At 69.0% G+C, this 24,824-nt stretch carries 24 protein-coding genes; 14 read left to right on the top strand and 10 right to left on the bottom strand.

Features of this window, described 5'->3' with window-relative positions; genetic code table 11:
- Nucleotides 1-65 precede the first annotated feature (65 nt).
- Nucleotides 66-1,691, bottom strand: a complete 1,626-nt coding sequence (locus tag AC3WLY_RS13330; protein ID WP_310142779.1) for an amino acid permease — start codon at nt 1,689-1,691, stop codon at nt 66-68.
- 232 nt (nt 1,692-1,923) lie between these two features.
- Nucleotides 1,924-2,844 (bottom strand): dihydrodipicolinate synthase family protein, encoded by a 921-nt coding sequence (locus AC3WLY_RS13325; RefSeq protein ID WP_011547925.1) that lies wholly within the window; start codon nt 2,842-2,844, stop codon nt 1,924-1,926.
- 251 nt (nt 2,845-3,095) lie between these two features.
- Here AC3WLY_RS13325 and AC3WLY_RS13320 point away from each other — a divergent pair, with 251 nt between their 5' ends.
- From AC3WLY_RS13320 to AC3WLY_RS13305, 4 genes are read left to right on the top strand one after another with little or no spacing between them, the layout of a single operon-like run.
- Entirely contained in the window at nt 3,096-4,028 is a 933-nt protein-coding gene (locus tag AC3WLY_RS13320) for a 4-hydroxyproline epimerase (RefSeq protein ID WP_310142803.1), read from the top strand.
- Complete coding sequence (locus AC3WLY_RS13315) at nt 4,025-5,152, top strand: FAD-dependent oxidoreductase (RefSeq protein ID WP_310142777.1); 1,128 nt, start codon at nt 4,025-4,027, stop codon at nt 5,150-5,152. Before AC3WLY_RS13320 ends, AC3WLY_RS13315 begins: the two co-directional genes overlap by 4 nt.
- Nucleotides 5,149-5,382 carry a 2Fe-2S iron-sulfur cluster-binding protein gene (locus tag AC3WLY_RS13310; protein WP_175958899.1) on the top strand — a complete coding sequence of 78 codons (234 nt, stop codon included), beginning with the start codon at nt 5,149-5,151 and terminating at the stop codon, nt 5,380-5,382. Before AC3WLY_RS13315 ends, AC3WLY_RS13310 begins: the two co-directional genes overlap by 4 nt.
- Nucleotides 5,379-6,647, top strand: coding sequence for an FAD-dependent oxidoreductase (locus tag AC3WLY_RS13305; RefSeq protein WP_492310756.1), 1,269 nt, complete (start codon nt 5,379-5,381; stop codon nt 6,645-6,647). Before AC3WLY_RS13310 ends, AC3WLY_RS13305 begins: the two co-directional genes overlap by 4 nt.
- Nucleotides 6,648-6,690: 43 nt before the next feature.
- Here the strand turns inward: AC3WLY_RS13305 and AC3WLY_RS13300 are convergent, their stop codons facing one another.
- Nucleotides 6,691-7,635 carry a LysR family transcriptional regulator gene (locus AC3WLY_RS13300; protein ID WP_175958901.1) on the bottom strand — a complete coding sequence of 315 codons (945 nt, stop codon included), beginning with the start codon at nt 7,633-7,635 and terminating at the stop codon, nt 6,691-6,693.
- Nucleotides 7,636-7,808: 173 nt separating this feature from the next.
- Here AC3WLY_RS13300 and gtdA point away from each other — a divergent pair, with 173 nt between their 5' ends.
- From gtdA to AC3WLY_RS13260, 8 genes are all read left to right on the top strand, one after another.
- Complete coding sequence (gene gtdA / locus AC3WLY_RS13295; protein WP_425130740.1) at nt 7,809-8,855, top strand: gentisate 1,2-dioxygenase; 1,047 nt, start codon at nt 7,809-7,811, stop codon at nt 8,853-8,855.
- A gap of 86 nt (nt 8,856-8,941) precedes the next feature.
- Nucleotides 8,942-9,640: a fumarylacetoacetate hydrolase family protein gene (locus tag AC3WLY_RS13290; RefSeq protein WP_492310755.1), complete on the top strand. Its 699-nt coding sequence runs from the start codon at nt 8,942-8,944 to the stop codon at nt 9,638-9,640.
- 25 nt (nt 9,641-9,665) lie between these two features.
- Nucleotides 9,666-10,307 (top strand): maleylacetoacetate isomerase, encoded by a 642-nt coding sequence (gene maiA / locus AC3WLY_RS13285; RefSeq protein WP_492310754.1) that lies wholly within the window; start codon nt 9,666-9,668, stop codon nt 10,305-10,307.
- A gap of 19 nt (nt 10,308-10,326) precedes the next feature.
- Nucleotides 10,327-11,535, top strand: coding sequence for a 3-hydroxybenzoate 6-monooxygenase (locus AC3WLY_RS13280; protein WP_492310753.1), 1,209 nt, complete (start codon nt 10,327-10,329; stop codon nt 11,533-11,535).
- A gap of 79 nt (nt 11,536-11,614) precedes the next feature.
- On the top strand, nt 11,615-12,976 hold the full coding sequence (locus AC3WLY_RS13275) for an MFS transporter (RefSeq protein WP_310142772.1): 1,362 nt from the start codon (nt 11,615-11,617) through the stop codon (nt 12,974-12,976).
- An 86-nt stretch (nt 12,977-13,062) separates the two neighbouring features.
- On the top strand, nt 13,063-13,413 hold the full coding sequence (locus AC3WLY_RS13270) for an ArsR/SmtB family transcription factor (RefSeq protein ID WP_310142771.1): 351 nt from the start codon (nt 13,063-13,065) through the stop codon (nt 13,411-13,413).
- A complete protein-coding gene (locus tag AC3WLY_RS13265) occupies nt 13,403-13,837 on the top strand; it encodes a YeeE/YedE family protein (protein WP_310142770.1) in 435 nt (144 codons plus the stop codon). Before AC3WLY_RS13270 ends, AC3WLY_RS13265 begins: the two co-directional genes overlap by 11 nt.
- 1 nt (nt 13,838) lies before the next feature.
- A complete protein-coding gene (locus tag AC3WLY_RS13260) occupies nt 13,839-14,267 on the top strand; it encodes a DUF6691 family protein (protein ID WP_492310752.1) in 429 nt (142 codons plus the stop codon).
- 142 nt (nt 14,268-14,409) lie between these two features.
- Here AC3WLY_RS13260 and AC3WLY_RS13255 read toward each other — a convergent pair whose 3' ends face one another.
- The gene (locus AC3WLY_RS13255) at nt 14,410-14,760 is read right to left on the bottom strand and encodes a hypothetical protein (protein ID WP_492310751.1); all 351 of its coding nucleotides are present in this window, start codon (nt 14,758-14,760) and stop codon (nt 14,410-14,412) included.
- Nucleotides 14,761-14,954: 194 nt separating this feature from the next.
- Here AC3WLY_RS13255 and AC3WLY_RS13250 point away from each other — a divergent pair, with 194 nt between their 5' ends.
- Complete coding sequence (locus AC3WLY_RS13250) at nt 14,955-16,448, top strand: aminotransferase-like domain-containing protein (protein ID WP_492310750.1); 1,494 nt, start codon at nt 14,955-14,957, stop codon at nt 16,446-16,448.
- A gap of 60 nt (nt 16,449-16,508) precedes the next feature.
- On the opposite strand, the gene AC3WLY_RS13245 is transcribed toward AC3WLY_RS13250, so the two are convergent.
- The 3 genes from AC3WLY_RS13245 to AC3WLY_RS13235 form a co-directional block, all read right to left on the bottom strand.
- Nucleotides 16,509-16,784: a CppA family protein gene (locus AC3WLY_RS13245; protein WP_034179770.1), complete on the bottom strand. Its 276-nt coding sequence runs from the start codon at nt 16,782-16,784 to the stop codon at nt 16,509-16,511.
- Between the two features lie 97 nt (nt 16,785-16,881).
- Nucleotides 16,882-18,282 carry a cytochrome-c peroxidase gene (locus tag AC3WLY_RS13240; RefSeq protein ID WP_175958913.1) on the bottom strand — a complete coding sequence of 467 codons (1,401 nt, stop codon included), beginning with the start codon at nt 18,280-18,282 and terminating at the stop codon, nt 16,882-16,884.
- Complete coding sequence (locus AC3WLY_RS13235; RefSeq protein WP_492310749.1) at nt 18,279-19,742, bottom strand: metallophosphoesterase family protein; 1,464 nt, start codon at nt 19,740-19,742, stop codon at nt 18,279-18,281. The genes AC3WLY_RS13240 and AC3WLY_RS13235 overlap by 4 nt, the downstream gene beginning before the upstream one ends.
- 181 nt (nt 19,743-19,923) lie before the next feature.
- Here AC3WLY_RS13235 and AC3WLY_RS13230 point away from each other — a divergent pair, with 181 nt between their 5' ends.
- Nucleotides 19,924-20,772, top strand: a complete 849-nt coding sequence (locus AC3WLY_RS13230; RefSeq protein WP_492310748.1) for a class I SAM-dependent methyltransferase — start codon at nt 19,924-19,926, stop codon at nt 20,770-20,772.
- Between the two features lie 108 nt (nt 20,773-20,880).
- On the opposite strand, the gene AC3WLY_RS13225 is transcribed toward AC3WLY_RS13230, so the two are convergent.
- From AC3WLY_RS13225 to AC3WLY_RS13215, 3 genes are all read right to left on the bottom strand, one after another.
- Nucleotides 20,881-21,192, bottom strand: a complete 312-nt coding sequence (locus AC3WLY_RS13225) for a hypothetical protein (protein WP_492310747.1) — start codon at nt 21,190-21,192, stop codon at nt 20,881-20,883.
- A 61-nt stretch (nt 21,193-21,253) separates the two neighbouring features.
- Complete coding sequence (locus AC3WLY_RS13220) at nt 21,254-23,275, bottom strand: BCCT family transporter (RefSeq protein WP_492310746.1); 2,022 nt, start codon at nt 23,273-23,275, stop codon at nt 21,254-21,256.
- Nucleotides 23,276-23,582: 307 nt separating this feature from the next.
- Nucleotides 23,583-24,770: a porin gene (locus AC3WLY_RS13215; protein ID WP_310142757.1), complete on the bottom strand. Its 1,188-nt coding sequence runs from the start codon at nt 24,768-24,770 to the stop codon at nt 23,583-23,585.
- Nucleotides 24,771-24,824 lie beyond the last annotated feature (54 nt).

The raw sequence follows: 24,824 nt of genomic DNA, 5'->3' as shown, positions 1-24,824 counted from the left end.
GGAAAAGACAGGGGCCGGGCGTGGTGCGCCCGGCCGGAGTGATGGTGAGAAAGGGAACGGGTGCGTCAATCCTCGTCGTCGTCGAGCTGCAGCTTGTCGGAACGGACGCCGGTATTCGCGCCCCAGTAGTAGATGACGAGCGCGACAGCCGCGACGACGGCCGTGTCGTACGGATGCGCGAGCCGGCCGGTGCCGCCGAAGCCGCCGAGATACGACAGCACGATCATCGCCGCATAAAACGCGATCAGCCACGCGGACGAGCGCACCTGTTCGGCGAGGCTCAGGTGCGCGGTCGGCACCCAGCGGCGGCACGCGAGATAGATGACGAACATCGCGATCTGCAGGCCGAGCAGCCAGGACACCGTGCTCCAGCCCGACCAGTAGACGATCAGCGCGGCGATCACGAACGACGCGGGGCCGGTGATGCCGAACGCGCTCGCGCGGAACGGCCGCGGCAGGTCGGGCGCGGTGCGGCGCAGTGCGGCGACCGATACCGGCGCGACCGCGTAGCTCAGCACCAGCGCGGCCGACACGATGTTGATCAGCGCTTCCCACGACGGGAACGGCATCGTCCAGAAGATCGCGAGGCCGAACGTGAGCCACAGGCCCGCGCGCGGAATGCCCGACGCTTCGTCGACGCGCGTGAACACCTTGAAGAACGTGCCCGTCTTCGCCCAGCCGTAGACCACGCGCGGCGTCGCGTTCATGTAGATGTTGCCGCAGCCGCTCGGCGAGATCATCGCGTCGGCGACGACCATCACCGCGAGCCAGCCGACGCCGAGCGCGAGCGCGATGTCGCGGTACGGCAGCGTGAACGCCTTGCTGATGTCGTGCCAGCCGCCGGCGAGCATCGCGGTCGGGATGCTGCCGATGAACGCGAGCTGCAGCAGCACGTAGATCAGCGTCGACAGCAGGATCGACAGGATCAGTGCGATCGGGATCGTGCGCTGCGGATTGCGCACCTCGCTCGCGACCGACACGATCGGCGTGAGCCCGAGGTACGCGAAGATGATGCCGCCGGCGGACACGGCCATCTCGATGCCCGGCATGCCGAACGGCGCGAAGCCGTGCACGGTCAGGTTCGCGGGCTTGAAGAACGTGAACAGCACGCCGATCACCGCGAGCGGCACGATGAACTTGAAGATGCTGATGATGTTGTTCGCCTTCGCGAACGTCTTCACGCTCGAATAGTTCAGGTAAAAGAAGAAGCAGAGGAGTGCTGCCTGCACGAGCCAGCCGATCGTCGTCGGGTCGCTCGATCCTTCTACGGTCAGGCCAGGAAACCACGCGGCCGCGTACTGGCGCGCGGCGACGACTTCGATCGCGATCAGGCTCGAGAACGCGATCAGCGTGATGAAGCCCATCAGGTAGCCGAGCAGCGGGCCATGCGAGAACACCGGGTAGCGGACCACGCCGCCCGCGCGCGGCAGCGCGGCGCCGAGTTCGCAGTAGACGATGCCGAGCAGCAGCACCGCGAAGCCGCCGAGCAGCCACGAGAAGATGCCGGCCGGGCCCGCGATCGTCGACACGTGACTCGCGGCGAACAGCCACCCCGAACCGAAAATGGCGCCGAGACCGATGAACGTGAGATCGGTCAGCGACAACTGTTTCTTGAACTTGCCGTGACCCGCGTCGGGGTGCGCGGTACGGGAAAGCGGGACAGACGGGTGAGCGTTGCCTTGGCCTGGCATGGGCTTGTCTCCTGAGGGAATGGCGGTGCAGGCGTCGAGTGCGCCGCGCTCCGACGGAGCCGCGCGCACGCCTGCCGGCCGGCGTCGCCCGGTTCGAACGACCGGGGCGGGCCGCGGGCCGTTCACAAGCGGCGCACGCTGGCGCCGGGGCGAACGGGCCCGCAGGCCATGCCGGACCGGAGACGGCGGCGCGCAGGGCGGAAGGCCCGCGCCCCGCCGCAGGGGAAGTCGATCAGAGACCGACGTCGGGCAGCGCCGGGCGCGTTTCGAGCGCCTTCGCGACGATTGCCTTCACTTCCGCGAGCGTGTCGCCCTGCAGCGCGAGGCGCGGCGGACGCGTGATCGCGCTGCCGCGGCCGACCAGCTCTTCGCACAGCTTGATGCACTGCACGAGGTCGGGGCGCGCGTCGAGGTGCAGCAGCGGCATGAACCAGCGGTACAGCGCGAGGGCTTCGTCGAAGCGTTTCTGCTTCGCGAGGCGGAACAGCGTCTCGCCTTCCTTCGGGAACGCATTCGACATGCCCGACACCCAGCCTTCGGCGCCGACCGCGATGCTCTCGACCACGACGTCGTCGAGGCCCGCGAACAGCACGAAGCGATCGCCGACCGCGTTGCGCAGGTCGATGAAGCGGCGCGTGTCGCCCGACGAATCCTTGAAGCAGACGATGTTCTCGCAGTCCTGCAGCGCGATCAGCACGTCGGGCGTCACGTCGTTCTTGTAGATCGGCGGGTTGTTGTAGACCATCACCGGCAGGTCGGTGCTCGTCGCGACCGCGCGGAAGTGCGCGGCGGTTTCATGCGGCTTCGCCGAGTAGACCAGCGCGGGCATCACCATCACGCCGTCGACGCCGACGCGCTGCGCTTCGCGCACCGTGTTGCGCGCGAATTCGGTCGTGAATTCGGCGATGCCGGCGATCACCGGAATCTTGCCGCCGGCCGCGTCGCGCGCGGCCTCGATCACCTGCAGCTTCTCGCTCGTCGACAGCGACGTGTTTTCGCCGACCGTGCCGCAGACCACGAGGCCCGACACGCCGTCGTTCACCAGGTTCTTCACCACGCGGTGCGTGGCGTCGATGTCGAGGGAAAAGTCCGGCTTGAACTGGGTGCTGACGGCCGGGAAAACCCCGGTCCACTGAATGGCTTTGCGGCTCACTGAAATCTCCTACGTTCGTATCGGTCGGCCGACAGGTGTGTCGGTGTGGCAACCAGTATCGCCGCGCAAATGCCCATCACGCTTGAGTCGTATCGCGGAGCAAAATGACGAAATCGGCACAGCGGCCGGCAGGGGCGCGAAGGGCGCCTCGCACTATGCCGATTTCGTCGTCGTCCTCATCGAAAAGCCACAAGCGGACGGACGCGCGACGGAGGAAGCTATGCTCCTTTCCCCACTTCGGACGGCTCATGATGAAGCGCATCCAGATCATCGATTCGCACACGGGCGGCGAACCCACTCGGCTCGTCGTGTCCGGCTTTCCGTCGCTCGGCAGCGGCACGATGGCCGAGCGCCGCGACGTGCTCGCGCGCGAGCACGACCGTTACCGCACCGCGTGCATCCTCGAGCCGCGCGGCAGCGACGTGCTGGTCGGCGCGCTGCTGTGCGAACCCGTATCGCCCGACGCGGCGGCCGGCGTGATCTTCTTCAACAATAGCGGCTATCTCGGGATGTGCGGGCACGGCACGATCGGCGTCGTGCGCACGCTGCATCACATGGGGCGCATCCGGCCCGGCGTGCATCGGATCGAAACGCCTGTCGGCACCGTCGAGGCGACGCTGCACGACGACCTGTCGGTCAGCGTGCGCAACGTGCCCGCGTATCGCCACGCGAAGGGCGTCGCGGTCGATGTGCCGGGTTACGGCCTCGTGAACGGCGACATCGCGTGGGGCGGCAACTGGTTCTTCCTGATCAGCGACCACGGGCAGCGCGTCGCCGGCGACAACGTCGCGGCGCTCACCGCGTATGCGTCGGCGGTGCGCGAAGGGCTCGAACGCGCGGGCATCGCCGGTGCGAACGGCGGCGAGATCGACCATATCGAGCTGTTCGCCGACGATTCCGAGCACGACAGCCGCAGCTTCGTGCTGTGCCCGGGCCTCGCATACGACCGTTCGCCGTGCGGCACCGGCACGAGCGCGAAGCTCGCGTGCCTCGCGGCCGACGGCAAGCTCGCGCCGGGCGCCGTGTGGCGACAGGCGAGCGTGATCGGCAGCGTGTTCCAGGCCAGCTACGAGCAGGCCGACGGCGGCATCGTGCCGACGATTCGCGGCAGCGCGCACCTGAGCGCGGAAGCGACGCTGCTGATCGAGGAAGACGATCCGTTCGGCTGGGGCATCGTGTCGTGAGCAACGCAAGTACCGACGTCGTCGTGATCGGCGCCGGCATCGTCGGCGCGGCGTGCGCGCACGAACTCGCGCAGCGCGGGCTGCGCGTGCTCGTCGTCGACGACGCGAGCGGCGGCGCGACCGGTGCGGGGATGGGCCACCTCGTCGCGATGGACGACAACGCGGCCGAGCTCGCGCTGAGCCATTACTCGATCGAACTGTGGCGCGCGTTGAGCGGCGAGATGCCGGAAGGCTGCGCGTACCGCAACTGCGGCACGCTGTGGCTCGCGGCCGACGCGCACGAGATGGATCTCGCGCGCGCGAAGCAGGCGACGCTTGCCGCGCACGGCGTGGCCGGCGAGCTGATCGACGCGGCGACGCTCGCGCAACTGGAGCCGATGCTGCGCGCGGGCCTGGGCGGCGCGCTGAAGATTCCCGGCGACGCGATCCTCTACGCGCCCGTCACCGCGAACTGGCTGCTGCAGCGTGCCCCGCGCATCACGTTGCGCCGCGACCGGGCCGTTGCGGTCGATGGCACGAGCGTGACGCTCGCGAGCGGCGACACATTGCGCGTGGAACGCGTGGTCGTCGCGAACGGTGTCGCGGCCCGCACGCTGCTGCCCGAGCTGCCGCTGCGCCCGAAAAAGGGCCATCTGCTGATCACCGACCGCTATCCGGGCCGCGTGTCGCACCAACTCGTCGAGCTTGGTTATGCGGCGAGCGCGCATGCGAGCGACGGCACGTCGGTCGCGTTCAATGTGCAGCCGAGGCCGACCGGCCAGTTGCTGATCGGCTCGTCGCGCCAGTTCGACACCGAGGACGCCAGGGTTGAGCCGCCGGTGCTCGCGCGGATGCTGCGCCGCGCGGTCGGCTACCTGCCGGATCTGGCCGACCTGAACGGGATCCGCTCATGGACAGGGTTCCGTTCCGCGAGCCCCGACGGCCTGCCGCTGCTCGGCGAGCACCCGGCGCGGCCGGGCGTGTGGCTCGCGGTCGGGCATGAAGGGCTCGGCGTGACGACCGCGCCGGGCAGCGCGCGGCTCGTCGCCGCGCAGATGGCCGGCGAGCGGCCGCCCATCGATATCGAACCGTATTTGCCGGGACGCTTCCTGACCGCGTCCCCCGTAGCCGGAGCGCTGACATGATCATTCATCTGGACGGCCGCGCGCTGACGGTGGCCGACGGCGCGACCGTCGCGGCCGCCGTCGCGGCGAGCGGCGACGACACGACGCGCGTGTCGTGCACGGGGGCGGCGCGTGCGCCGTTTTGCGGAATGGGCATTTGCCAGGAGTGCCGGATGACGATCGACGGCCGCCGCCGGCTGGCTTGCCAGACGCTGTGCCGCGACGGGATGCAGGTGGAGCGCATCAGATGAAACAGGAACGACTGAGTGTCGACGTCGCGATCGTCGGTGCGGGCCCGGCCGGGCTGTCGGCCGCGCGGGCCGCCGCGCAAAGCGGTGCAACGGTTGCGATCGTCGACGACAACCCGCGCGCGGGCGGGCAGATCTGGCGGCAAGGCGCAGCGGCCACGCCGGTTTCGGCCGCCGCCGAACGCCTCGCCGTACTACGGCAGCCGAACGTCACGCACCTTGCAGCGACGCGCATCGTCGCCGAAACGCAACCGGGCACGCTGCTGCTCGAGGACGACGAGCGCGGGCTGCTGCTCGATTTCCGGACGCTGATTCTGTGCTGCGGCGCACGCGAGCTGCTGCTGCCGTTCCCGGGCTGGACGCTGCCGGGCGTGACGGGTGCGGGCGGCTTGCAGGCGCTGATCAAGTATGGCCTCGACGTGCGAGGGCAGCGCACGGTGATCGCGGGCAGCGGGCCGCTGCTGCTGGCGAGCGCGGCGACGGCACGTCAGGCCGGCGCGCGGGTGTCGCACGTGCTCGAACAGGCAGCCTGGGGCAATGTGGCCGGCTTCGGTGCGGGGCTGTGGCGCTGGCCGTCGAAGCTTGCGCAGGCCGCGAAGCTCGTCACGGCCGCCTATCGGCCGGACGCGCACGTCGTCGAAGCGTTCGGCGACAAGCGGCTCGAACGCGTGCGGATCCGCCAAGGGGATCGCGAGTTCGACGTCGACTGCGACCGGCTCGCGTGCGGCTTCGGCCTCGTGCCGAACACCGTGCTGCCGAGCCATCTCGGTTGCCGGATCGAGAACGGCGCGGTGGCGGTCGACGCGCACCAGCGTACGAGCCGAGACGGGTGCTTCGCGGCCGGCGAGTGTACGGGCGTCGGCGGCAGCGAGCTGGCGATGGTCGAAGGCGAAATCGCCGGTTATGCGGCGACCGGGCAGACGGCGCCGTTGGCCGCGCTCGTCGCTCGTCGCGCGCACTGGCAGGCTTTCGCAGATGCCGTACGCGAGCGTTTCGCGATCCGCGAGCCGATCCGCCGGCTTGCGCGGCCCGACACGCTGCTGTGCCGCTGCGAGGATGTGCGTTTCGACGCGGTCGCGCAGGCGCCCGGCTGGACGGCTGCGAAGCTGCAGTCGCGCTGCGGGATGGGCGCGTGCCAGGGCCGCGTATGCGGCGTGGCCGCGCAGGTGCTGTTCGGCTGGACGCCGCCGGTGCCGCGCACACCGCTCGTGCCCGCGCGGGTCGGCACGCTGATGCTGGGCGGCTCGGCGTCCTGCGACGGCGCGTGACGCGTCGCAGTGAAGCGGCCCGGTCGATGCCGGGCCGCGCGATTCACTTGACTTTCACTTTCTCCCATCCGCCCACCTGAGGCGCCGCGCAGGCGCGCAGGCACTCGATCGTCGCGGCCACGGCCGCGCGATTCGCGCTGTCGGGGTGCCAGTACATCGACACCGCGCCCTGGCCCTCGAGCGCCATCGGCAGGATGCGGATCGCGTTCAGTTGCGCGAAGCGCTGCGCGGCGCGGTGCGACGCGACGCCGAGCAGGTCGGTGTTGTTCAGCAGCGTGAGGTTGAGGATCGACGAATTCGATTCGACGCAGTGCGGCGGCCGCACGCGGCCGGCGGCCGTCAGCGCGGTTTCCAGCGCGTTGTGCACGGGTGTGCCCGACGGCCACACGATCCACGAATAGGCGAGCACGTCGTCCCAGCCGACCGAAGCCGCGCCGGCAAGCGCGTGCCCGGGCCGCGCGACGAACACGACCGGATCGACATACAGCGCTTCGGCGTGCAGATGCGGATCGACGGATGTCGAACCCGAGCGGCCCACGACAATGTCCAGTTCGCTGCGCGCAAGCTGCGGCATCAACTGGTTCATCGTGCTTTCGGTGAGCCGCACCTGCGCGCGCGGCATCCGTTTCAGCAGTTGCGACACGGCGAGCGGCACCGTGTCGGCCGCCGCGACGCCCGACGTGCCGATCGTCACGAGGCCGCTGCCGCCTTCGCGCAGTGCCGCCATGTCGTCGCGCGCGATGTCGAGCTGTGCCTCGACGCGACGCGCGTGCTCGATCAGCGCTTCGCCGTAAGGCGTCGGCCGCAGGCCGCGCGCATGCCGCTCGAACAGCGGCAGACCGACATCCTCCTCCAGTTCCTTCAGCCATTTCGACAGCGCCGGCTGCGTGGTCGCAAGCGCCACCGCCGACTGGCTCAGATTGCCGGTGCCGGCAAGGCTAAGCAGTACCTGCAAATGCCGCAATCGCAGCCGGTGGGTCCAGTCCATCGCATGCCTCGTCGCGAGAAGGTATATCAAAAATCATATGAATCAGATGATTTGACCATTTTACCGGGTATGGCTCCGTCGAATATAAATCGGCTAACGGACTGCAACACGGTTCCCGACCTGACCCGACAGACACAGCGCCGACGCCGATCGGCCGACTCCAAGGAGACATCATGACGACCCGCCATCCGGACGTGCCGCGCGCCGCCTACTACGCACGGATCGCCGAGCAGCGCCTGGCGCCGTTGTGGGAATCGCTGCACAACCTCGTGCCGAAATCCCCGCAGCCGGCCGCGCAGGCCGCGATCTGGAAGTACGCGCAGGTGCGCGATCTCGTGATGCAGGCCGGCAGCGTGATCAGCGCGGAAGAGGCCGTGCGCCGCGTGCTGGTGCTGGAGAACCCGGGGCTGCCCGGCAAGTCGAGCATGACGCCGAGCCTGTATGCGGGCCTGCAGTTGATCCTGCCTGGCGAGATCGCGCCGAGCCATCGGCATACGCAGTCGGCGCTGCGCTTCATCGTCGAAGGGCGCGGCGCGTGGACGGCGGTGAACGGCGAGCGCACGACGATGCATCCGGGCGACTTCATCATCACGCCGTCGTGGGCGTGGCACGACCACGGCAATCCGTCGGAGGAAGAGGGCGGTGAGCCGGTCGTGTGGCTCGACGGGCTCGACATCCCGCTCGTCGCGAGCCTCGACGCGGGCTTCGCGGAGAACTACCCGGAAGCCGTGCAGCCCGTGAGCCGCCCGGAAGGCGACAGCTTCGCGCGCTTCGGTCACAACATGGTGCCGGTGCGGCATCGCTTGAGCGATCCGACGTCGCCGGTGTTCAGCTATCCGTATGCGCGTACCCGCGAGGCGCTCGACACGCTGTACCGGGGCGGCGAGCTCGATGCGTGGGACGGCGTGAAGCTGCGCTATGTGAACCCTGCTACGGGCGGCTGGCCGATGCCGACGATCGCGACCTTCATGCAGTTCCTGCCCGCCGGTTTCGACGGCCGCACGTACCGCAGCACCGACGCGACGATCTACTGCGTCGTCGAAGGCAGCGGCACCGCGCACATCGGCGTCGATGCGTTCGCGTTCGAGCCGCACGACATCTTCGTCGCGCCGTCGTGGGCGCCCGTGCGGCTGTCGGCGTCGTCCGACAGCGTGCTGTTCAGCTATTCCGACCGGCCCGTGCTGTCCGCGCTGAACCTGCTGCGCGAAGCGCGCGACTGACGCCGGCCGGTTTCTTCATCGATTCGTTTTTCGTGCGCCGCCGCGCGGCGCGCGTCCCTTTCTTCATGCCTACGCTGGAGCCGTTCATGACTTTCGTTTTCCCGCCCGAAGCCCCCGTGGCGCTTCCCGTCGCCGGCAGCGACGCCCGGTTCGCGGTACGCCGCGTCTATTGCGTCGGCCGCAACTACGCTGCCCATGCACGCGAAATGGGCTTCGATCCCGATCGCGAGCCGCCATTCTTCTTCTGCAAGCCGGCCGATTCGATCGTGCCGGTCGCGTACGGCGAAACGCTCGATCTCGCGTATCCGTCGCAGACGCAGAACTACCACTACGAAGCCGAGCTCGTCGCGGTGATCGGCAAGGGCGGCGCGGACATCCCGCTCGAGCGCGCGCTCGAGCACGTGTGGGGCTACGCGGTCGGGCTCGACATGACGCGCCGCGACCTGCAGATGAAGATGCGCGAGATGGGCCGGCCGTGGGAGATCGGCAAGGCGTTCGACCGCTCGGCGCCGATCGGGCCCGTGCATCCGGCGAGCGAAACCGGCCATTTCGAGCAGGGCGGCCTGTGGCTGACCGTCAACGGCGCGACGAAGCAGAAGAGCGACGTGTCGCACCTGATCTGGTCGGTTGTGGAGACGGTTGCCGACCTGTCGAAGTTCTTCCGTCTCGAACCGGGCGACGTGATCTTCACGGGCACGCCCGAGGGCGTCGGCGCGGTGGTCGCGGGCGACGTGATGAAGGTCGGCGTCGAGCGGCTCGGCGAACTGACCGTGCGCGTGGTCTGACGCGTTTTCCTCGAAAGGTCACATCGTGCAACTGCATAGCTTCTTCAACAGTTCGACATCCTATCGGGCGCGCATCGCGCTCGCGCTGAAAGGGCTGCCGTACGACACGCTGCCCGTGAACATCCGCATCGGCGAGCATCGCGACTCCGATTACGTCGCGCAGGTGAACCCGTCGGCATCGGTGCCCGCGCTGGTCGACGGCGATTTCCGTCTCGGCCAGTCGCTCGCGATCCTCGATTACCTCGACCAGATCCATCCGGAACCGCGGCTGATTCCGCTTGAACCGCGTCGTCGTGCACGCGTGCTGGAACTGGCGGCGCTGATCGCATGCGACATCCATCCCGTCAACAACCTGCGCGTGCTGCGCTATCTCGACAGCGAGCTGAAGGTCACGCCGCAGCAGAAGACCGCGTGGTACCGGCACTGGATCGCGGAAGGGATGGCCGGCGTCGAGCGGTTGCTCGCTCGTGCGGACGAGGGCCCGTGGTGCTTCGGCGACGCGCCGACGCTGGCCGACGTGTGCCTGGTGCCGCAGGTCGCGAACGCGTTGCGGATGGATTGCGACCTGAGCGCGTATCCGCGTTGCCTCGCGGTTTATGAACACGCACGGCGCGAGCCGGCTTTCGACGCTGCGCAGCCGCAGCGGCAACCGGATTACGTCGCGTAACACGAAGCAGGAGACAGACATGGGCGAGACAAACAACAACGGCCGGCGCGTACTCGTGATCGGCGGCGGTATCGGCGGGCTCGCGGCGGCGCTTGCGCTTGCGCGTCAGGGCATCCGCGTGAAGCTGCTCGAGCAGGCCGGGCAGATCGGCGAGATCGGCGCGGGGATCCAGCTCGCCGCGAATGCGTTCAACGCACTCGACGCGCTGGGCGTGGGCGAGGCCGCACGCGGCCGCGCGGTGTTCACCGACTGGCTGCAACTGATGGATGCGGTCGATGCGCACGAAGTGGTGCGCATCGATACGGGCGCCGCGTACCGCGAGCGCTTCGGCAATCCGTATGCGGTGATCCATCGCGCGGACATTCACCTGTCGATCTACGAGGCCGTCAAGGATCACCCGCTGATCGAATTCCGGACGAGCACGCAGGTGTGCGGGTTCGAGCAGGACGGCAACGGCGTGACCGTGACCGACCAGTACGGCGAACGCCATCGCGCCGATGCGGTGATCGGCTGCGATGGCGTGAAGTCCGTGATCCGTCAGGCGCTGATCGGCGACGCGCATCGCGTGACGGGGCACGTCGTGTATCGCGCGGTGGTCGATACCGACAACATGCCGAAGAATCTGCGGATCAACGCGCCGGTCGTGTGGGCCGGTCCGCATTGCCATCTCGTTCACTATCCGCTGCGCGGCGGGCGGCAATACAACCTCGTCGTCACGTTCCACAGCCGCGAGCAGGAGGCCTGGGGCGTGCGCGAGGGCAGCAAGGAAGAAGTGCTGTCGTACTTCGACGGCGTCCATCCGTTGCCGAAGCAGATGCTGGACCGCCCGACGTCGTGGAAGCGCTGGGCGACCGCCGACCGCGATCCGGTCGAACGCTGGAGCGTGGGCCGTGCGACGGTACTCGGTGACGCCGCGCATCCGATGACGCAATACCTCGCGCAGGGCGCGTGCCAGGCGCTCGAGGATGCGGTGACGCTCGGTGCGGCAGTCGCGCAGGTCGACGGCGATTTCGAGGCTGCATTCGCGCGGTATGAACGCGTGCGGATTCCGCGCACCGCGCGCGTGCTGTATTCGGCACGAGAAATGGGGCGGATCTATCACGCGAAGGATGTCGAGCGGCAGGTGCGCAACGGGCTCTGGGCCGGACGCACGCAGGCGCAGTTCTACGACGCGCTCGACTGGCTGCACGGCTGGCGCGCGGAGGATTGCCTGAAACCCGTCGCGTAACACGCGCTTTCAGCCCGATTCAGGCGGCGCGCATTTCAACGACATGACGCGCGACCGCCTTCATGGAGGAGACACCATCATGGCCGATACGCTGTCCATCGACGTCAGCAAATGGATCGACCGGCATCGCGTTGCGCCGTTTCAGGCCGCGATCGTCGTACTGTGCTTTCTGATCGTCGCGATCGATGGGTTCGATACCGCGTCGATCGGTTTCATCGCGCCCGCCATCCGCGCGGAATGGGGCTTGTCGCCTGCGCAGCTCGCGCCTGTGTTCGGCGCGGGGCTGGCCGGGCTAATGGCCGGCGCGCTCGCGTTCGGGCCGTTCGGCGACCGGTTCGGCCGCAAGCGCCTGCTGCTCGCGTGCGTGGCGTGCTTCGGCATCGCGAGTGCGGCGTCGGCGAGCGCGGGCGGCTTGACCGAGCTGATCGCGTGGCGCTTCGTGACCGGGCTCGGGCTCGGCGGCGCGATGCCGAATGCGATCACGCTGACGTCCGAATACTGTCCGGCGCGGCGCCGCTCGATGCTCGTGACGACGATGTTCTGCGGCTTCACGATCGGCTCCGCGCTCGGCGGGCTCGCGGCCGCGTCGCTGATCGAGCATCACGGCTGGCGCGCGGTGCTCGTCGTCGGCGGGGCCGCGCCGCTGCTGCTCCTGCCGATGCTCGCGTGGCGGCTGCCGGAATCGGTACGCTATCTCGTCAATACCGGGGCGGCGCCCGAGCGGATCGCGGCGATGCTCGGCCGGATCGAGCCGGATCCGCATCTCGCGCACGCATCGTTCATCGCGCCCGCCGGCAAGCCGGCCGGGTCGCCGCTCGGCCGCCTGTTCGGCGCCGACCTGCTGCGCGGCACGCTGCTGCTGTGGCTCGCGTTCTTCATGAGCCTGCTCGTGATCTACCTGCTGTCGAGCTGGCTGCCGACGCTGCTGCGCACGACCGGCGCGACGCTGCAGACAGCCGCGCGCGTGACCGCGATGTTCCAGGTCGGCGGCACGCTCGGCGCGATCGTGCTCGGCTGGCTGATGGACCGCTTCGATCCGCACCGCGTGCTGGCTTGCAGCTATGCGGCGGCCGGCGTGTTCGTCGCGGCGATCGGCGTGTTTGCCGCGTCGCCGTGGGGCGCCGCGCTCGCCGTGTTTGCGGCCGGTTTCTGCGTGTCGGGCTCGCAGGTGGGGGCGAACGCGCTGTCGGCCGCGTTCTATCCGACCGAGTGCCGGACCACGGGCGTGAGCTGGGCGAACGGGATCGGCCGCGGCGGGTCGGTCGTCGGCTCGATGGCGGGGGGCGCGATGCTGGCGATGGGCGTGCCGCTGTCGACCGCGTTTGCCGTCGTCGCGGCGCCGTGCGTGATCGCGGCGATTGCCATGCTGGCGCTCGGCGTGGTTCGCGCCGATGCGGCGCGTGCGTCGAGCGCCGACGGGATTGCGGGCGAGCAAGCCTGAACGAAGGAATGTCGATGGGGCAGCAGCAAGAATCGATATTATATAAATTGATATAATATCGATTCTTTAATTGTTGTCCCGCCCCGATGAACGACGATCTTCCCGCCGGGCTGCCCGAGCCCGACCAGATGCGCGCCGCCGCCGAATCGGCCTGTGCGTTCCTCAAGGTGCTGTCGAATCCCGACCGGCTGCTGCTGCTCTGCGAACTGTCGCAGGGCGAGCGCTGCGTGGGCGATCTCGAGACGACGCTGGACATCCGCCAGCCGACGCTGTCACAGCAGCTCGGTGTGTTGCGGGACAGCGCGCTGGTCCGCACGCGCCGCGAAGGCAAGAACATCCACTATTCGCTCGACAGCCCGGCCGCGATCGCGGTGATGGGCGTGCTGTACGAACAGTTCTGCGGCCCGGCCGCGAAGGGGACGCGCGATGCAGTTTGATGCGATTCATTTCACACCGTGGCTGTCGCTGGCCGGCGGCGTGCTGATCGGGCTCGCGGCCGCGTGGCTCGTCGCGTTCAACGGCCGGATTGCCGGCATCAGCGGCATCGTCGGCGGCCTGTTCACGGTGGGTTCCGGAGAGCGCGACTGGCGCGTCGCATTCGTCGCCGGGCTGATCGCCGCACCGTTCGCGATGCGCGTCGCCGGAGCCGGCCTTACGCCGCAGATCGACGCAAGGTGGCCCGAGTTGATGGCGGCCGGCCTGCTGGTCGGGATCGGCACACGATACGCGGGCGGATGCACGAGCGGCCACGGCGTGTGCGGGATGTCGCGCGGCGCGCTGCGTTCGGTGGTCGCGACCGCGACCTTCATGGTCGCGGGCTTCGTGACCGTATTCGTGCGCCGGCACGTGCTGGGAGGCTGACATGCAGGCAGGATTCGCGTTTCTGGCGGGGCTGCTGTTCGGCGTCGGCCTCATCGTGTCGGGCATGGCCAATCCGCAGAAGGTGCTCGGCTTTCTTGACCTGGCGGGCCGCTGGGATCCGTCGCTCGCGTTCGTGATGGCCGGTGCGACGGGCGTTGCCGTGTTCGCGTTCGCATGGGCGAAACGCCGGACGCGGTCGTGGCTCGGCTTGCCGATGCAGTTGCCGGCCTTGCGGGCGATCACCGTGCGCCTGGTCGCCGGAAGCGCCGTGTTCGGCATCGGCTGGGGGATTGCCGGGTTCTGCCCGGGGCCCGCGATCGTGTCGATCGGCTTCGGGTCGGCCAAGGGGATCGGGTTCGTCGTCGCGATGCTGGCCGGGATGGCGATATTCGAGTGGGGCGAGCGTCGCAGGAGCAGGAACGCGCGGTGACGCGGTGGTTGCCGCGTGCCGGGTAGGCCGCGGCTGTCGAGGCGGCCCCGCCGGATGAGGGCGGCTGGAACGGAGCGTTCGCGCATCGCCGCGATGATGCGGTAGCTGCGTGGCCGCCTCCGCGAATCGGCGAGTCGCGATATCAGGAATGCTCTCGCACAGGGTGGCCGCCGCGCACCCGCCCGGACAGCCGGCGCAGGATCGCGCGGCACGCCGCGAGCACGCCTCTGCGGCCGGCAGGCTCCACAACCGCCGTGCTGACCGCGCCGGCGCCGCCGGCCGACAACGCCACGTGACCGGCCGTCTCGAGCATCAGGCATTCGCCTTCGTCGAGCACGCGGCGAATGTAATGCGGCGCGTCGGGTAGCCAGTCGAGCCCGCCGTGACGCAGCGTGACCGCGAGCGCACCGTCCAGCACGATCACCTGGCTGCCCTTGTCGAACCACGCAAAGTGGTTTTGCCCGGCGTCGAGCCGGATATGTTGCGTCCGCATGGCGATCCCTTTTCCCGGTTGCGCGGCCTCGCGACGGCGAGGCGACAGCGTGCAGTCAGGTTAGGGAAACAGGCGCGGGCACGACAGATTCAGGGGACGGGAATCTGTTGCGGTGCAGGTGCCGATTTTGCGTCGCTGTATCGGTGGGTTTTCCCCGAATCTGTATCTGGCGCGCCCCTGGTCGCGCGGGCACGATGGCCCGCATGACGCCTTTCGCCGACGCATCCCGCATGCCTTTGCCGATGGACGGCGAGCCACTTTACGAACGGCTCGCCGAACATTACCGCCGCATCATCGCGGCCGGCACGCTGTCGCCCGGCGACCGGATGCCGTCGGTGCGCGCATTCATGGCGCAGCACGGCGTGAGCCTGTCGACCGCGATCCAGGCATTCCGGCGGCTCGAGGATACGGGCTGGTGCGAGGCGAAGCCGCGCTCGGGCTACTTCGTGCGGCGCCGCGCGTCGGCCGTGCTCGAAACGCTGCCGGAAAGCGACGGGCCGCCGCTAAGCGTCGAGCCGCCGTTCGCGGGCCTGCACGAACGTGTGTCGCGCGTGATCGACCGCGCGAATACGGCAACCGATGCGTTGAATCTCGGCGGCGCGTCCGCGCTGGCCGCGCTGTATCCGACCGAGCGCCTGCAGGCGCTGGCGATCCGGCTGCTGCGGCGCAAGCCGACGCTGCTGACCGACGCGGGGCCCGTCGGCGGTTCGCCCGAATTCCGGCAGACGATGGCCAAACGCGCGCTGTCGTACGGCGTGGCCGTGTCGCCGGACGACGTGATGTCGACGAGCGGCGGCGTCGATGCGGTGAATCTCGCGCTGCGTGCGGTGGCACGCCCAGGCGACACGATCGCGATCGAATCGCCGGCCTTCTTCGGCTTGATCCAGTTGCTCGAAAGTCTCGGTTTGCGCGCGCTGGAAATCCCGGCCAGCCCGACGACCGGCCTGTCGATCGAGGCGCTCGAAGTGGCGCTGACCGCGTATCCGGACATTCGGGCCGTGGTCGTCGTACCGAACCTGCAGAACCCGCTCGGCTGCGTGATGCCCGACGAACGCAAGGCCGCGCTCGTCGCGCTGTGCTCGCGCCACGGCGTGGCCGTGATCGAGGACGAGCCGTATCGCGAGCTCGTCGAGGCGCCGCAGGCGGTCAAGCCGGCCAAGGCATGGGACCGCGACGGCACGGTGATCTACTGCCCGTCGTTCAACAAGGTGCTGGCCCCCGGGATGCGGCTCGGCTGGATGAGTGCGGGGCGCTGGCATGCGCGCGTGAAGATGCTGAAGTTCGCGCACAGCCGGCACAATGCCGCGTTGCTGCAGGCCGTTGCCGCCGAATTCGTCGGCTCGGGCGCGTTCGATCGCCATCTGCGCCGGTTTCGCGAACAGTTGCGCGTGCAGCGCGATGTGACGATCGACGCGATTGCACGGCATTTTCCGGCCGGAACGCGGATGAACCAGCCGCGGGGCGGGATGCTGCTGTGGATCGCGTTGCCGGCAGGCGTGCGTTCCGATGCGCTGTTCGATGCCGCGCTGGCGCATGGAGTAAAGATCGCGCCCGGTTCGATCTTCTCGAATTCCGACCGCTTCGACGCTTATATCCGGCTTGCGTGCACGCGCGTGTTCGATGCGGCGCACGAGGCGGCTTTCGAAACGCTCGGCCGCCTGATACGCGATGCCGCGGCGGCCGCATAAGCACGGCGGCTGCCGGCCGTGCTCGCGCATGCGGGATCGCTCCGGCAGGCCGCTGCCGTGTCAGCGGCCTGCCGAGTGCGAAGCGAGGTGCTGGCGGATCAACGACAGGTAACGATCGCCGACCGAGAAATCGCGTGCGACGCGCGGCCGTTCCGCCTGGCGGAGCGTGGCCGGCGCGCTCATGCCCAGATACCGGCAGACGGCCGACGGAAACGGCTTGCGCGTATGCCCGAGCTGGCGCGCCGCGCGCTCGACGCGGGCGTCGCCGACCTGGGCACGAAGCCACGCCAGCACTTGGCGATCGGTGTCATTGACGATACGGACCAGATGTTCCATCGCGCACCTCACTGTTCATAAATACAGTACTGTAAATATAACCAGTGTTTGCGGCGGCTGCAAGCGGGCGTGCTTGCGGCTGGCCGTTCGGCCAGGGTCAGCGCGTCGGCGGGGTGGTTCGGCGGTCCGGCGATCCGGCAATCCGGGCGGCAGGGGCGGCAGCCGCGGCGATGCCCGTATAGCGCGCGTCGGTCAGCGTGCCGAGGAACGCGACGATGTCGTCGATTTCCGCGTCGGTCAGCGCGGGCGGCGTGCCGGGCCGGCGGTTCATCGGCGTCGAGTTGACGTTGATGTTGCCGCGATAGGCGGCCGGCACGTCGTCGAACGTCCCGGCGCCGTGATACCAGAAGCCGGGGTCGGTCGAGCGCGTGTTGTAGAACGCGACCGCGTCGCGCAGCGTCGTGAACACGCCGTTGTGCATGAAGGTCTGCTTGACTGCGACGTTGCGCAGCCCCGGCGTGCGCAGGTAGCCGCACCATTGCGTCGGCTCGGGCCAGCGCAGCCGCCGTGCGGTGTCGCACAGCCCGTTGTCGAAATGGCGCGGATCGCGGTTCGCAGGCAGCGCGCGGTTGCGTGGCACGGCGATCGCGTCATAACCGAAATCGGTGAACAGCGAGCGCTCCGGGCGGCTCGACGTGTCCGACAGCGTATGGCAGGTCATGCAGTTGCCCTTGTCCGGATTCCGGAACAGCGCGAGGCCGCGCATCTCGGCCGGTGCGAGCGGTTTGCGCGTGCGCAGGAACGCGTCGAAGCGCGACGTGAACGGTGCCATCTCGTCGCTTTGCAGATAGGCTTCGACAGCCGAACCCAGCGCGCGCACGAGTTGCTCGGGATCGCGTCGCACCGGCGCGCCGAAGCGCGCGGCGAGATCGGGCGCGAGTTCGGTCGCATTGACCTTGCGCAGCAGCGCGGCCGGCGACCGGTTGTTCATCTCGTCCGGATCGAACAGCGGCCCGCGGATCTGCTCGGCGAGCGTATCCGCGCGGCCATCGCTGAACAGTCCGCCGAACGGCGACGGCGCGGGCGCATCGTCGTCCTGGTAGAAGTGGCGGCGCGGCACGTAGCGCACATAAAGCAGCGACGGCGCATTGCGCCGGCTGAAGCGCCCGGGCCGGCTGCCTTCCGGCACGCCGGGCCCCGCGAGCGAAGCCGCCGACAGCGTCGGCGCGAACGCGCGGCCCGGATCGTGGCAGCCCGCGCACGACATGCCGCGCGGCTCGGACAGCCGCGGGTCGAAGAAGATCCGGCGGCCGAGCGCGACGAGCGTCGGATCGGGCGCGAAGCGCGCGGTGGCCGCGTCGATCTTGCCCGTCACCTGCGGCGTGCCGTTGCCGATCGTGTCGACGACGCGCGACGGCGGCGCGCCGGGGAGCAGGACCGTTTCGGACGGCGCGGCGTGCGCCGCCAGCGCCAGGCCGGCGAGCACGGCCGCGGCAAGCGTGTGCAGCGTTTGCCGGCCGCGCGCAACGCGGCCGGCATCTCGAACCTCTTCACTCACGGCGCAATGAACCCCGTTTTGTCGCAGGCAAGCGTCGTGCCCGACTGGTTGCACGACGCGAGCAGCTTGCCTGCCGCCGAATACGCACGGAACACCCAGCCCGTCGCGGGTGCCGCACGGCGTTCCATGATCAGGAAGCCGAAGCTGTTGTTGTGCGACAGCCGCTCGATCACGGCGCCCGGTGCCGGCGTCAGGCCGGCCGGGAACGGGTCGGGCAGTGCGACGTCGAGGTTGTCGCCGCCGTTGCCGGACACGATCGTCGCCGGGTGCCCGGACGAAAAGTTGATCGCCTGGAAGTCGTGCACGTGACCGTGCAGCGCGACGTGTACGCCCGGCGGGTAGTACGCCTGCGCGTTGAGGCTCGCCATCACCGACTGCAGCGCGAGGTTGCCCGGTGCGGGCGTGCTGCCGGCGATCGGCGCGAATGCGAGGATCGGATGATGGTTCGTGAAGATCGTCGTCGTCATGCCGGCCTTCGACGCGAGCGCGGCCACCGTCTGGAACTGCTTCTGGTAGATGCCGAATTGCGCGTCGGTCGTCTTGAGCGGCGTGCGGCCGACCTTCGCGGTGTCGAACACGATCACCTGCGAGCCGCCGCCGAGCGACACCGCATAGGGTTCCGAATAGTTCGCGTTGGTGTCGTTGGCCGGATCGTCGCACGAACGGGCGGCCGAATACGGGCGCGGATCGAGGAAGCGGTACCAGCCCTGGCCTGCGCGCGCGCATTCCTCGTGGTTGCCGCGCACGACGACCCACGGCGCCTTCGCGAGCAGCGGTGCGGCCGGGCGGAACAGGTCGGCCTGCCACGTATCCCAGCCATAGCCCCATGGGCTGTCCTTGCAGCCGGCGATGTCCGGCGGGCATGCGTTCTCGCGATAGTGGTAGTCGCCGACGTGCAGCACCAGGTCGGGCGACAGCTTCGCGACGCTGGCCGCGATCGTGTCGAACGGCCAGACCGTCGCGTCGTTGCACGCCTGCCATGCGTTGTCGGCCTTCTTCATTCGGCAGCCGGTGTCGGCGATGATCGCGATGCGCTGCGGCTGTGCCTTCGGCAGCGGCAGCGTGCGGCCTGCGACGCTCGCCGCCTGTGCATCGGCCGGCAACGTCGTTTCGCAGACGGAGACCGGGAAGCTCGACGGCTTCGAATCGGCCGGGTCGCTGGCGGTCGGCCGCTGGGCCGGGGTCGCGGCGCCGGCGCGCAGCGTCATGCGCGACAGCTTGCCGTCGACGGTCAGTTGCGGACACAGCGGATCGCCGGCCGACGCGGGACTGTAGTTCGTGATGACGCGCGCGATCGCCTGGTTCGCGTCGCCGATCTCGACCCATGCGGCCTGGACGTTGACCGACGCACTGGCCGGGTCGGCCGGCGAATCGATGTGATTCGAGCACGCGGACAGCGCGGCGAGGGCAACAAGGGGGGCGCAGCGCGCGAGCAGTGCACGCGGGAGGAGTCGTCGCATGGGAGGCACCGTAGGAAAGTCGTCAACGATACGCAGCACGAATGTAAGAAATGTGAAAAAAACGGGGGCGCGGCGGAGTGCTCGTCTACGCGCAGGGTTTCGCGGCCGAGGCCTTGACCTCAAGCCGGCTTGAAGCAGCACAGTGCGCTTCATGATCAACGAACCAGAAAGGGAATCGACGATGGAAACCAACCGGCCCAACGACGAACAATCCGCGCTGTGGAATGGCCCGTCAGGGCGTGCATGGGTCGATGCGCAGGCGCCGATCGACCGGATGTTTGAGCCGTTCGAGGCGCTGCTTGCCGATGCGGCGGCCGCGTCGTCGGCGCGCAGCGTGCTCGATGTCGGCTGCGGCACGGGCGCGGTCACGCTTGCGATCGCGCGCCGGCTCGGTACGTACGCGCAATGCACGGGAATCGACATCTCGGCCCGGATGATCGATGCCGCGCAGGCGCGCGCCGAACACATCGGCCTGCGCGCCCGCTTCGTGTGCGCGGACGTGCAGACTCATGCATTCGAGCCCGCGAGCGTCGACCTGATCGTGTCGCGCCTCGGCGTGATGTTCTTCGACGACCCGGTCCGGGCCTTCGCGAATCTGCGGCACGCGGCGCGGCCGGACGCGCAGATGCGGTTCGTCGCATGGCGCAGCGCGGCCGACAACCCGTTCATGACGACGGCCGAGCGGGCCGCCGCGCCGTTGCTGCCGAACCTGCCCGCGCGCCGGCCCGGCGCGCCGGGGCAGTTCGCGTTCGGCGATCGGCAGCGGATCGCGTCGGTGCTGTCGGACAGCGGCTGGGCCGACGTTTCGATCGAGCCGGTCGATATGGCGTGCGCGTTGCCCGAGCCAGCGCTGAACGACTACATCGCGCGGCTGGGCCCGGTAGGGCTCGCGCTGCTGGAGACGGACGATGCGACACGGCGGCGCGTGGTCGAGACGGTGCGTGTCGCGTTCGAGCGTTACGTGCACGGCACGGAGGTGCGTTTCGACGCTGCCTGCTGGCTCGTGACGGCGCGCGCGTCGTCCGCGTAACGCGTTGCGATAAAGCGGATCAGGGCAGGCGGGTCGGCCGCCTGTTGGCTCCGCGTGTTGCCCCGTTCGCGCTTGACTGACGAAGCCGCGCCGCGCGACATGTACGCGTCAGCGTTTCCGCGCGCGCAGCATCAGCCACGCGCAACCTCCGGCAACCAGCGCGAGGCCGAGCAGGACGGCTTCGACGCCGAGCGCGAAGCCGGGCGGCATTTCACCGCTGTTCGGCACGGGCGACAGGTTGCCGCCCATCGCGATGGCGCCGCCGGCCAGCAGCACCATGCAGACGATCCAGTAGGCCTTGCCGCGCGGCGCCGCGGCCCGGATCCGCCACAGCGCGATGCCGGCTCCGCCGAGATAAAGCACGGCGAGCGTGCCGAGCGCGACGAGGTCGGCGGCGCGGCTTTGCAGGAGCCCGCTCATCGTGCGGCTCCGCCGAACGCGGCCGGCCAGCGGGGCGCAGCAAGGGCTGCGGCGTGCGTGCTCATTCGGCCTCCGTCGCGTGCCCCGGCGCGCGGCTCAGCAGATGCGTACGCTTGTCGGCCGCGAGCGACACGTAGCGTTCGTACTGGCGCAGCACGTCGGCGATCACTTCGTCGCCGCGCAGGTATTCGACGTCGTAGCCGAGCCGACCATCCTCGAAGAACGTGACGATCCCGTACACGTGCGCACGGGCCGCTTCCGGCTCGGCCGCCTCGCGCATCAGGAACGCGGCCGCGGATTTCACCGTCACGCGCACGCCGTACACGAAATCGCGGTGCTCGGCGGTCGGCACGGTGAGCCGCACGGCGTCGTCGCTGTCGCGCTGCACGTGCGCATCGACGCCGCTCGCGCGCAGTTCGTCGGCGACCCTGCGCAGCGCGGGCTCGACCGTCCCGGCGACGAACTGGCGCGCCTCGGCCTCGGTCGTCTGCCGCAGGATGTGCGTCAGGCGGTGGCGCCAGTGCTGGCCGGTCCAGTAGCTCGCCGCAGGCGCGATCTCCTGCGAATAGTGCGCGCGGTCGGCCGCGAGCCCGCGCCACAGCCCGTAGCAGAGCGCGAGCATGATGATGGCGACCGGCAGCGCGGCGATCAGCGTCATCGCCTGCAATGCGCCGAGCCCGCCGGCGACCAGCAGCACCGCGGCCGTCACGCCGAGCAGCGCGGCCCAGAACAGCCGTTGCCAGACGGGCGAATGCGCGTTGCCGCGCGTCGCGATCTGGTCGATCACGAACGCGCCCGAATCGGCGGACGTGACGAAGAACACCGCGATCAGCACGATCGCGGCGATCGACAGCAGTTGCGACAGCGGCAGGAAATCGAAGAAGCGGAACAGCAGCGCATCGACGTTGGTGGCCGTTTGCGCGAGTGCGCCGGCCGCGCCGTGCGTGTCGAGCCAGATCGCGCTGTTGCCGAACACGGTCATCCACACGAGGTTGAACGCGGTCGGCACGAGCAGCACGCCGATCACGAACTGGCGGATCGTGCGGCCGCGCGAGATGCGCGCGATGAACATGCCGACGAACGGCGACCACGAGATCCACCACGCCCAGTAGAGGATCGTCCAGCCGCCGAACCAGCCTTCCTCGCGCGGCGACGCATACGCATAGGTGCGAAACGACAGGTCGACGAGATTCGACAGGTACTGGCCGATGTTGTCGCCAAGCGCGCGGAACAGGAATGCCGTCGGGCCCGCGACGACCACGAACGCGAGCAGCAGGAACGCGAGCAGCAGGTTCAGCTCGGACAGCCGGCGCACGCCTTTGTCGAGGCCGCTCGCGGCCGACAGGCCCGCGAGCAGCACCACGATCGCGACGAGCCCGATGCGAAACAGATTGCTGCCGGTGTCCCAGCCGACGACCGTATGCAGGCCCGCGCTCATCTGCATCACGCCATAGCCGAGCGTGGTCGCGATGCCGGCGACCGTGCCGACCAGCGCGAATGCATCCACGGTATGGCCGATCCAGCCGTTCACGCGTTCGCGCAGCACCGGATACAGGCCCGAGCGCAGCGTCAGCGGCAAGTTGTAGCGGAACCCGAAATATGCGAGCACGAGCCCCATCAGCCCGTAGATCGCCCACGCATGGAAGCCCCAGTGGAAGAAGGTCATCAGCATCGCCTCGCGCGCGGCGGCGGGCGTGCCGGGGTCGACGGTCGGCGGCTTCAGGAAGTGCTGCATCGGCTCGCCGACGCCGAAATACATGAGGCCGATGCCCATGCCGGCCGCGAACAGCATGGCCGTCCACGACACGAAGCTGAACTCGGGTTCGGCGTCGTCGGGGCCGAGCCGGATGTTGCCGAAATCGCTCGCGGCGATCAGCACGAGAAACACGAGGAACGTGGTGACGGCCAGGACGTAGAACCAGTCGAAGCGCATGACGACCCATTGCTGGCCGGCGGAGAACAGCGTGCCGGCTTCGCTCGGGAGCAGCGCACAGACGGCCAGCAGCGCACTGATGACCGCGAGCGCGGGCAGGACGACCTGCGGCTTGAATGTCGTGCGCGGGGAGGGACGGGAATCCGGCATGTCGGGCATCCAGTTGTGGGCGCAACGAGGCGCGACGCCGTCCGGCGCGCACGTTGCGCGGCGGACCCTGCTACGGCGTGCGTCGAGTGTACCGCGGTGTCAGGACTGCAAGAAGGTGCATGCAGAAGGGAAAAACCTGACGGATTGTAAGGTATCGGGGCGATCGAGAAAACCCGCGCGGTTTGCGCGGCGGGCGAACGGGACGTGGAAAGCCCGGTGGACGTCGGGCTTCCGGCGCCCGGACGGCGCGCGCCATGCGCATCGTCCGGGGGGGCGCGCAGCGCGCCGAAGGCGTTGCGGTATGGGTTCAGAACGTGACGGCGATCCCGGCCATGCCGACGAACTGGCCGTGCGTCGTCGACGGCGTGAGCTGCTGCGAATCGCCGACGATCGGCGCCGCATCGATGACGTGGCCGGCGCCTTGCGCGCCGAGCGTCTGCCCGCTCGAATGCGTGTACGCCTGCAGCGCATAGAGCGTCGTGCGCTTCGACAGGCTGTACGACTCCTTCAGCGAATACTGCTGGTAGCGGGCCGCGCTCGCGACGCCGTTCGCCTTCGATGCCAACGTGTATGCGAATGCGCCGGCCACCGAGAACGCCGGCGTGAAGCGGTACGCGGCAAGCGCGCCGTAGGTGTTGAACACGGCCGTGTCGGTGAACGCGGAGCCGTTGCCGGGCAGGTACTTCACGTTCGAATAGTTGATGCCCATCGTCAGGTCGCCGAGCGTGTAGTTGCCTGCCGCCGCGACCTGCTCGACGGCCTTCGCGCTCAGGTAGCCCTGGTTCAGCACGGACACCGCGAAGCTGCCCGACGACGCGGTGGCCGGGTTCAGGAAGCCCGCCGACGAGCCCGAGCTGTTGATGCGCAGGTAGCCGGCCGCGATCCCGATCGGCCCGTTCGCATAGCGCAGCGCGGCACTGAACGTGTTGCCCTTGCCGGTCGCGCCGGCAATGCCGCCGAATGCGTACATCGCGCTCGCGCTCAGCCCGGCGAAGGTCGGCGACGTATAGGTGACCGAGTTGTTCACGCGGATCGTCGTGTCGAGGCCGTCGATGTCGCCCGGATGCGCACCCGTCGCGCCGGTCAACCAGCTGCTCGACGCGTACGGGCCGACGAACAGGAAGTAGGGCGTGTACTGGCGGCCGGCCGTCAGCGTGCCGTAGCGAGCGTTGCGCAGGCCGACGAACGCCTGGCGATTGAATATCGTGCCGGCGGCGGCCTGCGCGCCGTTGTTCAGGTTGAAGCCGGACTGCAGGTCGAAGATCGCGTGCGTGCCGCCGCCGAGATCCTCGTCGCCGCGCAGCCCGAACTTCGACGCATACAGGTTGCCGTCGCGCATGTAGATGTTCGAGTGGCCCTGCTGGTTGTTCACGTACGCGATCGAGTCGTCGACGACGCCGTACAGCGTCACGCTGCTCTGCGCGCGGACGGCGGTCGTGCCGAGCGATGCGGCCGATAAAATCAGGATTGCATATCGATTTACGGGTGCTTTCATCGTTGATCTCCAGACTCTTTCTTCAAAGGGGGGCGGGAGGTTCGGAGACCTCCT

This window comes from Burkholderia sp. FW306-1C-G01B (assembly GCF_058781685.1).
This window is presented reverse-complemented; position numbering and strand designations above follow the sequence as displayed.

What these genes read in the sequence shown, in the direction of transcription:
- AC3WLY_RS13300 (WP_175958901.1), bottom strand. Translation starts at nt 7,635, where the DNA reads ATGGACTGGACCCACCGGCTGCGATTGCGGCATTTGCAGGTACTGCTT.
- AC3WLY_RS13250 (WP_492310750.1), top strand. Translation starts at nt 14,955, where the DNA reads ATGGCCCGCATGACGCCTTTCGCCGACGCATCCCGCATGCCTTTGCCG.
- AC3WLY_RS13270 (WP_310142771.1), top strand. Translation starts at nt 13,063, where the DNA reads ATGAACGACGATCTTCCCGCCGGGCTGCCCGAGCCCGACCAGATGCGC.
- AC3WLY_RS13255 (WP_492310751.1), bottom strand. Translation starts at nt 14,760, where the DNA reads ATGCGGACGCAACATATCCGGCTCGACGCCGGGCAAAACCACTTTGCG.
- AC3WLY_RS13225 (WP_492310747.1), bottom strand. Translation starts at nt 21,192, where the DNA reads ATGAGCGGGCTCCTGCAAAGCCGCGCCGCCGACCTCGTCGCGCTCGGC.
- AC3WLY_RS13260 (WP_492310752.1), top strand. Translation starts at nt 13,839, where the DNA reads ATGCAGGCAGGATTCGCGTTTCTGGCGGGGCTGCTGTTCGGCGTCGGC.
- AC3WLY_RS13235 (WP_492310749.1), bottom strand. Translation starts at nt 19,742, where the DNA reads ATGCGACGACTCCTCCCGCGTGCACTGCTCGCGCGCTGCGCCCCCCTT.
- AC3WLY_RS13330 (WP_310142779.1), bottom strand. Translation starts at nt 1,691, where the DNA reads ATGCCAGGCCAAGGCAACGCTCACCCGTCTGTCCCGCTTTCCCGTACC.
- AC3WLY_RS13245 (WP_034179770.1), bottom strand. Translation starts at nt 16,784, where the DNA reads ATGGAACATCTGGTCCGTATCGTCAATGACACCGATCGCCAAGTGCTG.
- AC3WLY_RS13220 (WP_492310746.1), bottom strand. Translation starts at nt 23,275, where the DNA reads ATGCCGGATTCCCGTCCCTCCCCGCGCACGACATTCAAGCCGCAGGTC.
- gtdA (WP_425130740.1), top strand. Translation starts at nt 7,809, where the DNA reads ATGACGACCCGCCATCCGGACGTGCCGCGCGCCGCCTACTACGCACGG.
- AC3WLY_RS13215 (WP_310142757.1), bottom strand. Translation starts at nt 24,770, where the DNA reads ATGAAAGCACCCGTAAATCGATATGCAATCCTGATTTTATCGGCCGCA.
- AC3WLY_RS13265 (WP_310142770.1), top strand. Translation starts at nt 13,403, where the DNA reads ATGCAGTTTGATGCGATTCATTTCACACCGTGGCTGTCGCTGGCCGGC.
- AC3WLY_RS13280 (WP_492310753.1), top strand. Translation starts at nt 10,327, where the DNA reads ATGGGCGAGACAAACAACAACGGCCGGCGCGTACTCGTGATCGGCGGC.
- AC3WLY_RS13275 (WP_310142772.1), top strand. Translation starts at nt 11,615, where the DNA reads ATGGCCGATACGCTGTCCATCGACGTCAGCAAATGGATCGACCGGCAT.
- AC3WLY_RS13305 (WP_492310756.1), top strand. Translation starts at nt 5,379, where the DNA reads ATGAAACAGGAACGACTGAGTGTCGACGTCGCGATCGTCGGTGCGGGC.
- AC3WLY_RS13230 (WP_492310748.1), top strand. Translation starts at nt 19,924, where the DNA reads ATGGAAACCAACCGGCCCAACGACGAACAATCCGCGCTGTGGAATGGC.
- AC3WLY_RS13320 (WP_310142803.1), top strand. Translation starts at nt 3,096, where the DNA reads ATGAAGCGCATCCAGATCATCGATTCGCACACGGGCGGCGAACCCACT.
- AC3WLY_RS13290 (WP_492310755.1), top strand. Translation starts at nt 8,942, where the DNA reads ATGACTTTCGTTTTCCCGCCCGAAGCCCCCGTGGCGCTTCCCGTCGCC.
- AC3WLY_RS13310 (WP_175958899.1), top strand. Translation starts at nt 5,149, where the DNA reads ATGATCATTCATCTGGACGGCCGCGCGCTGACGGTGGCCGACGGCGCG.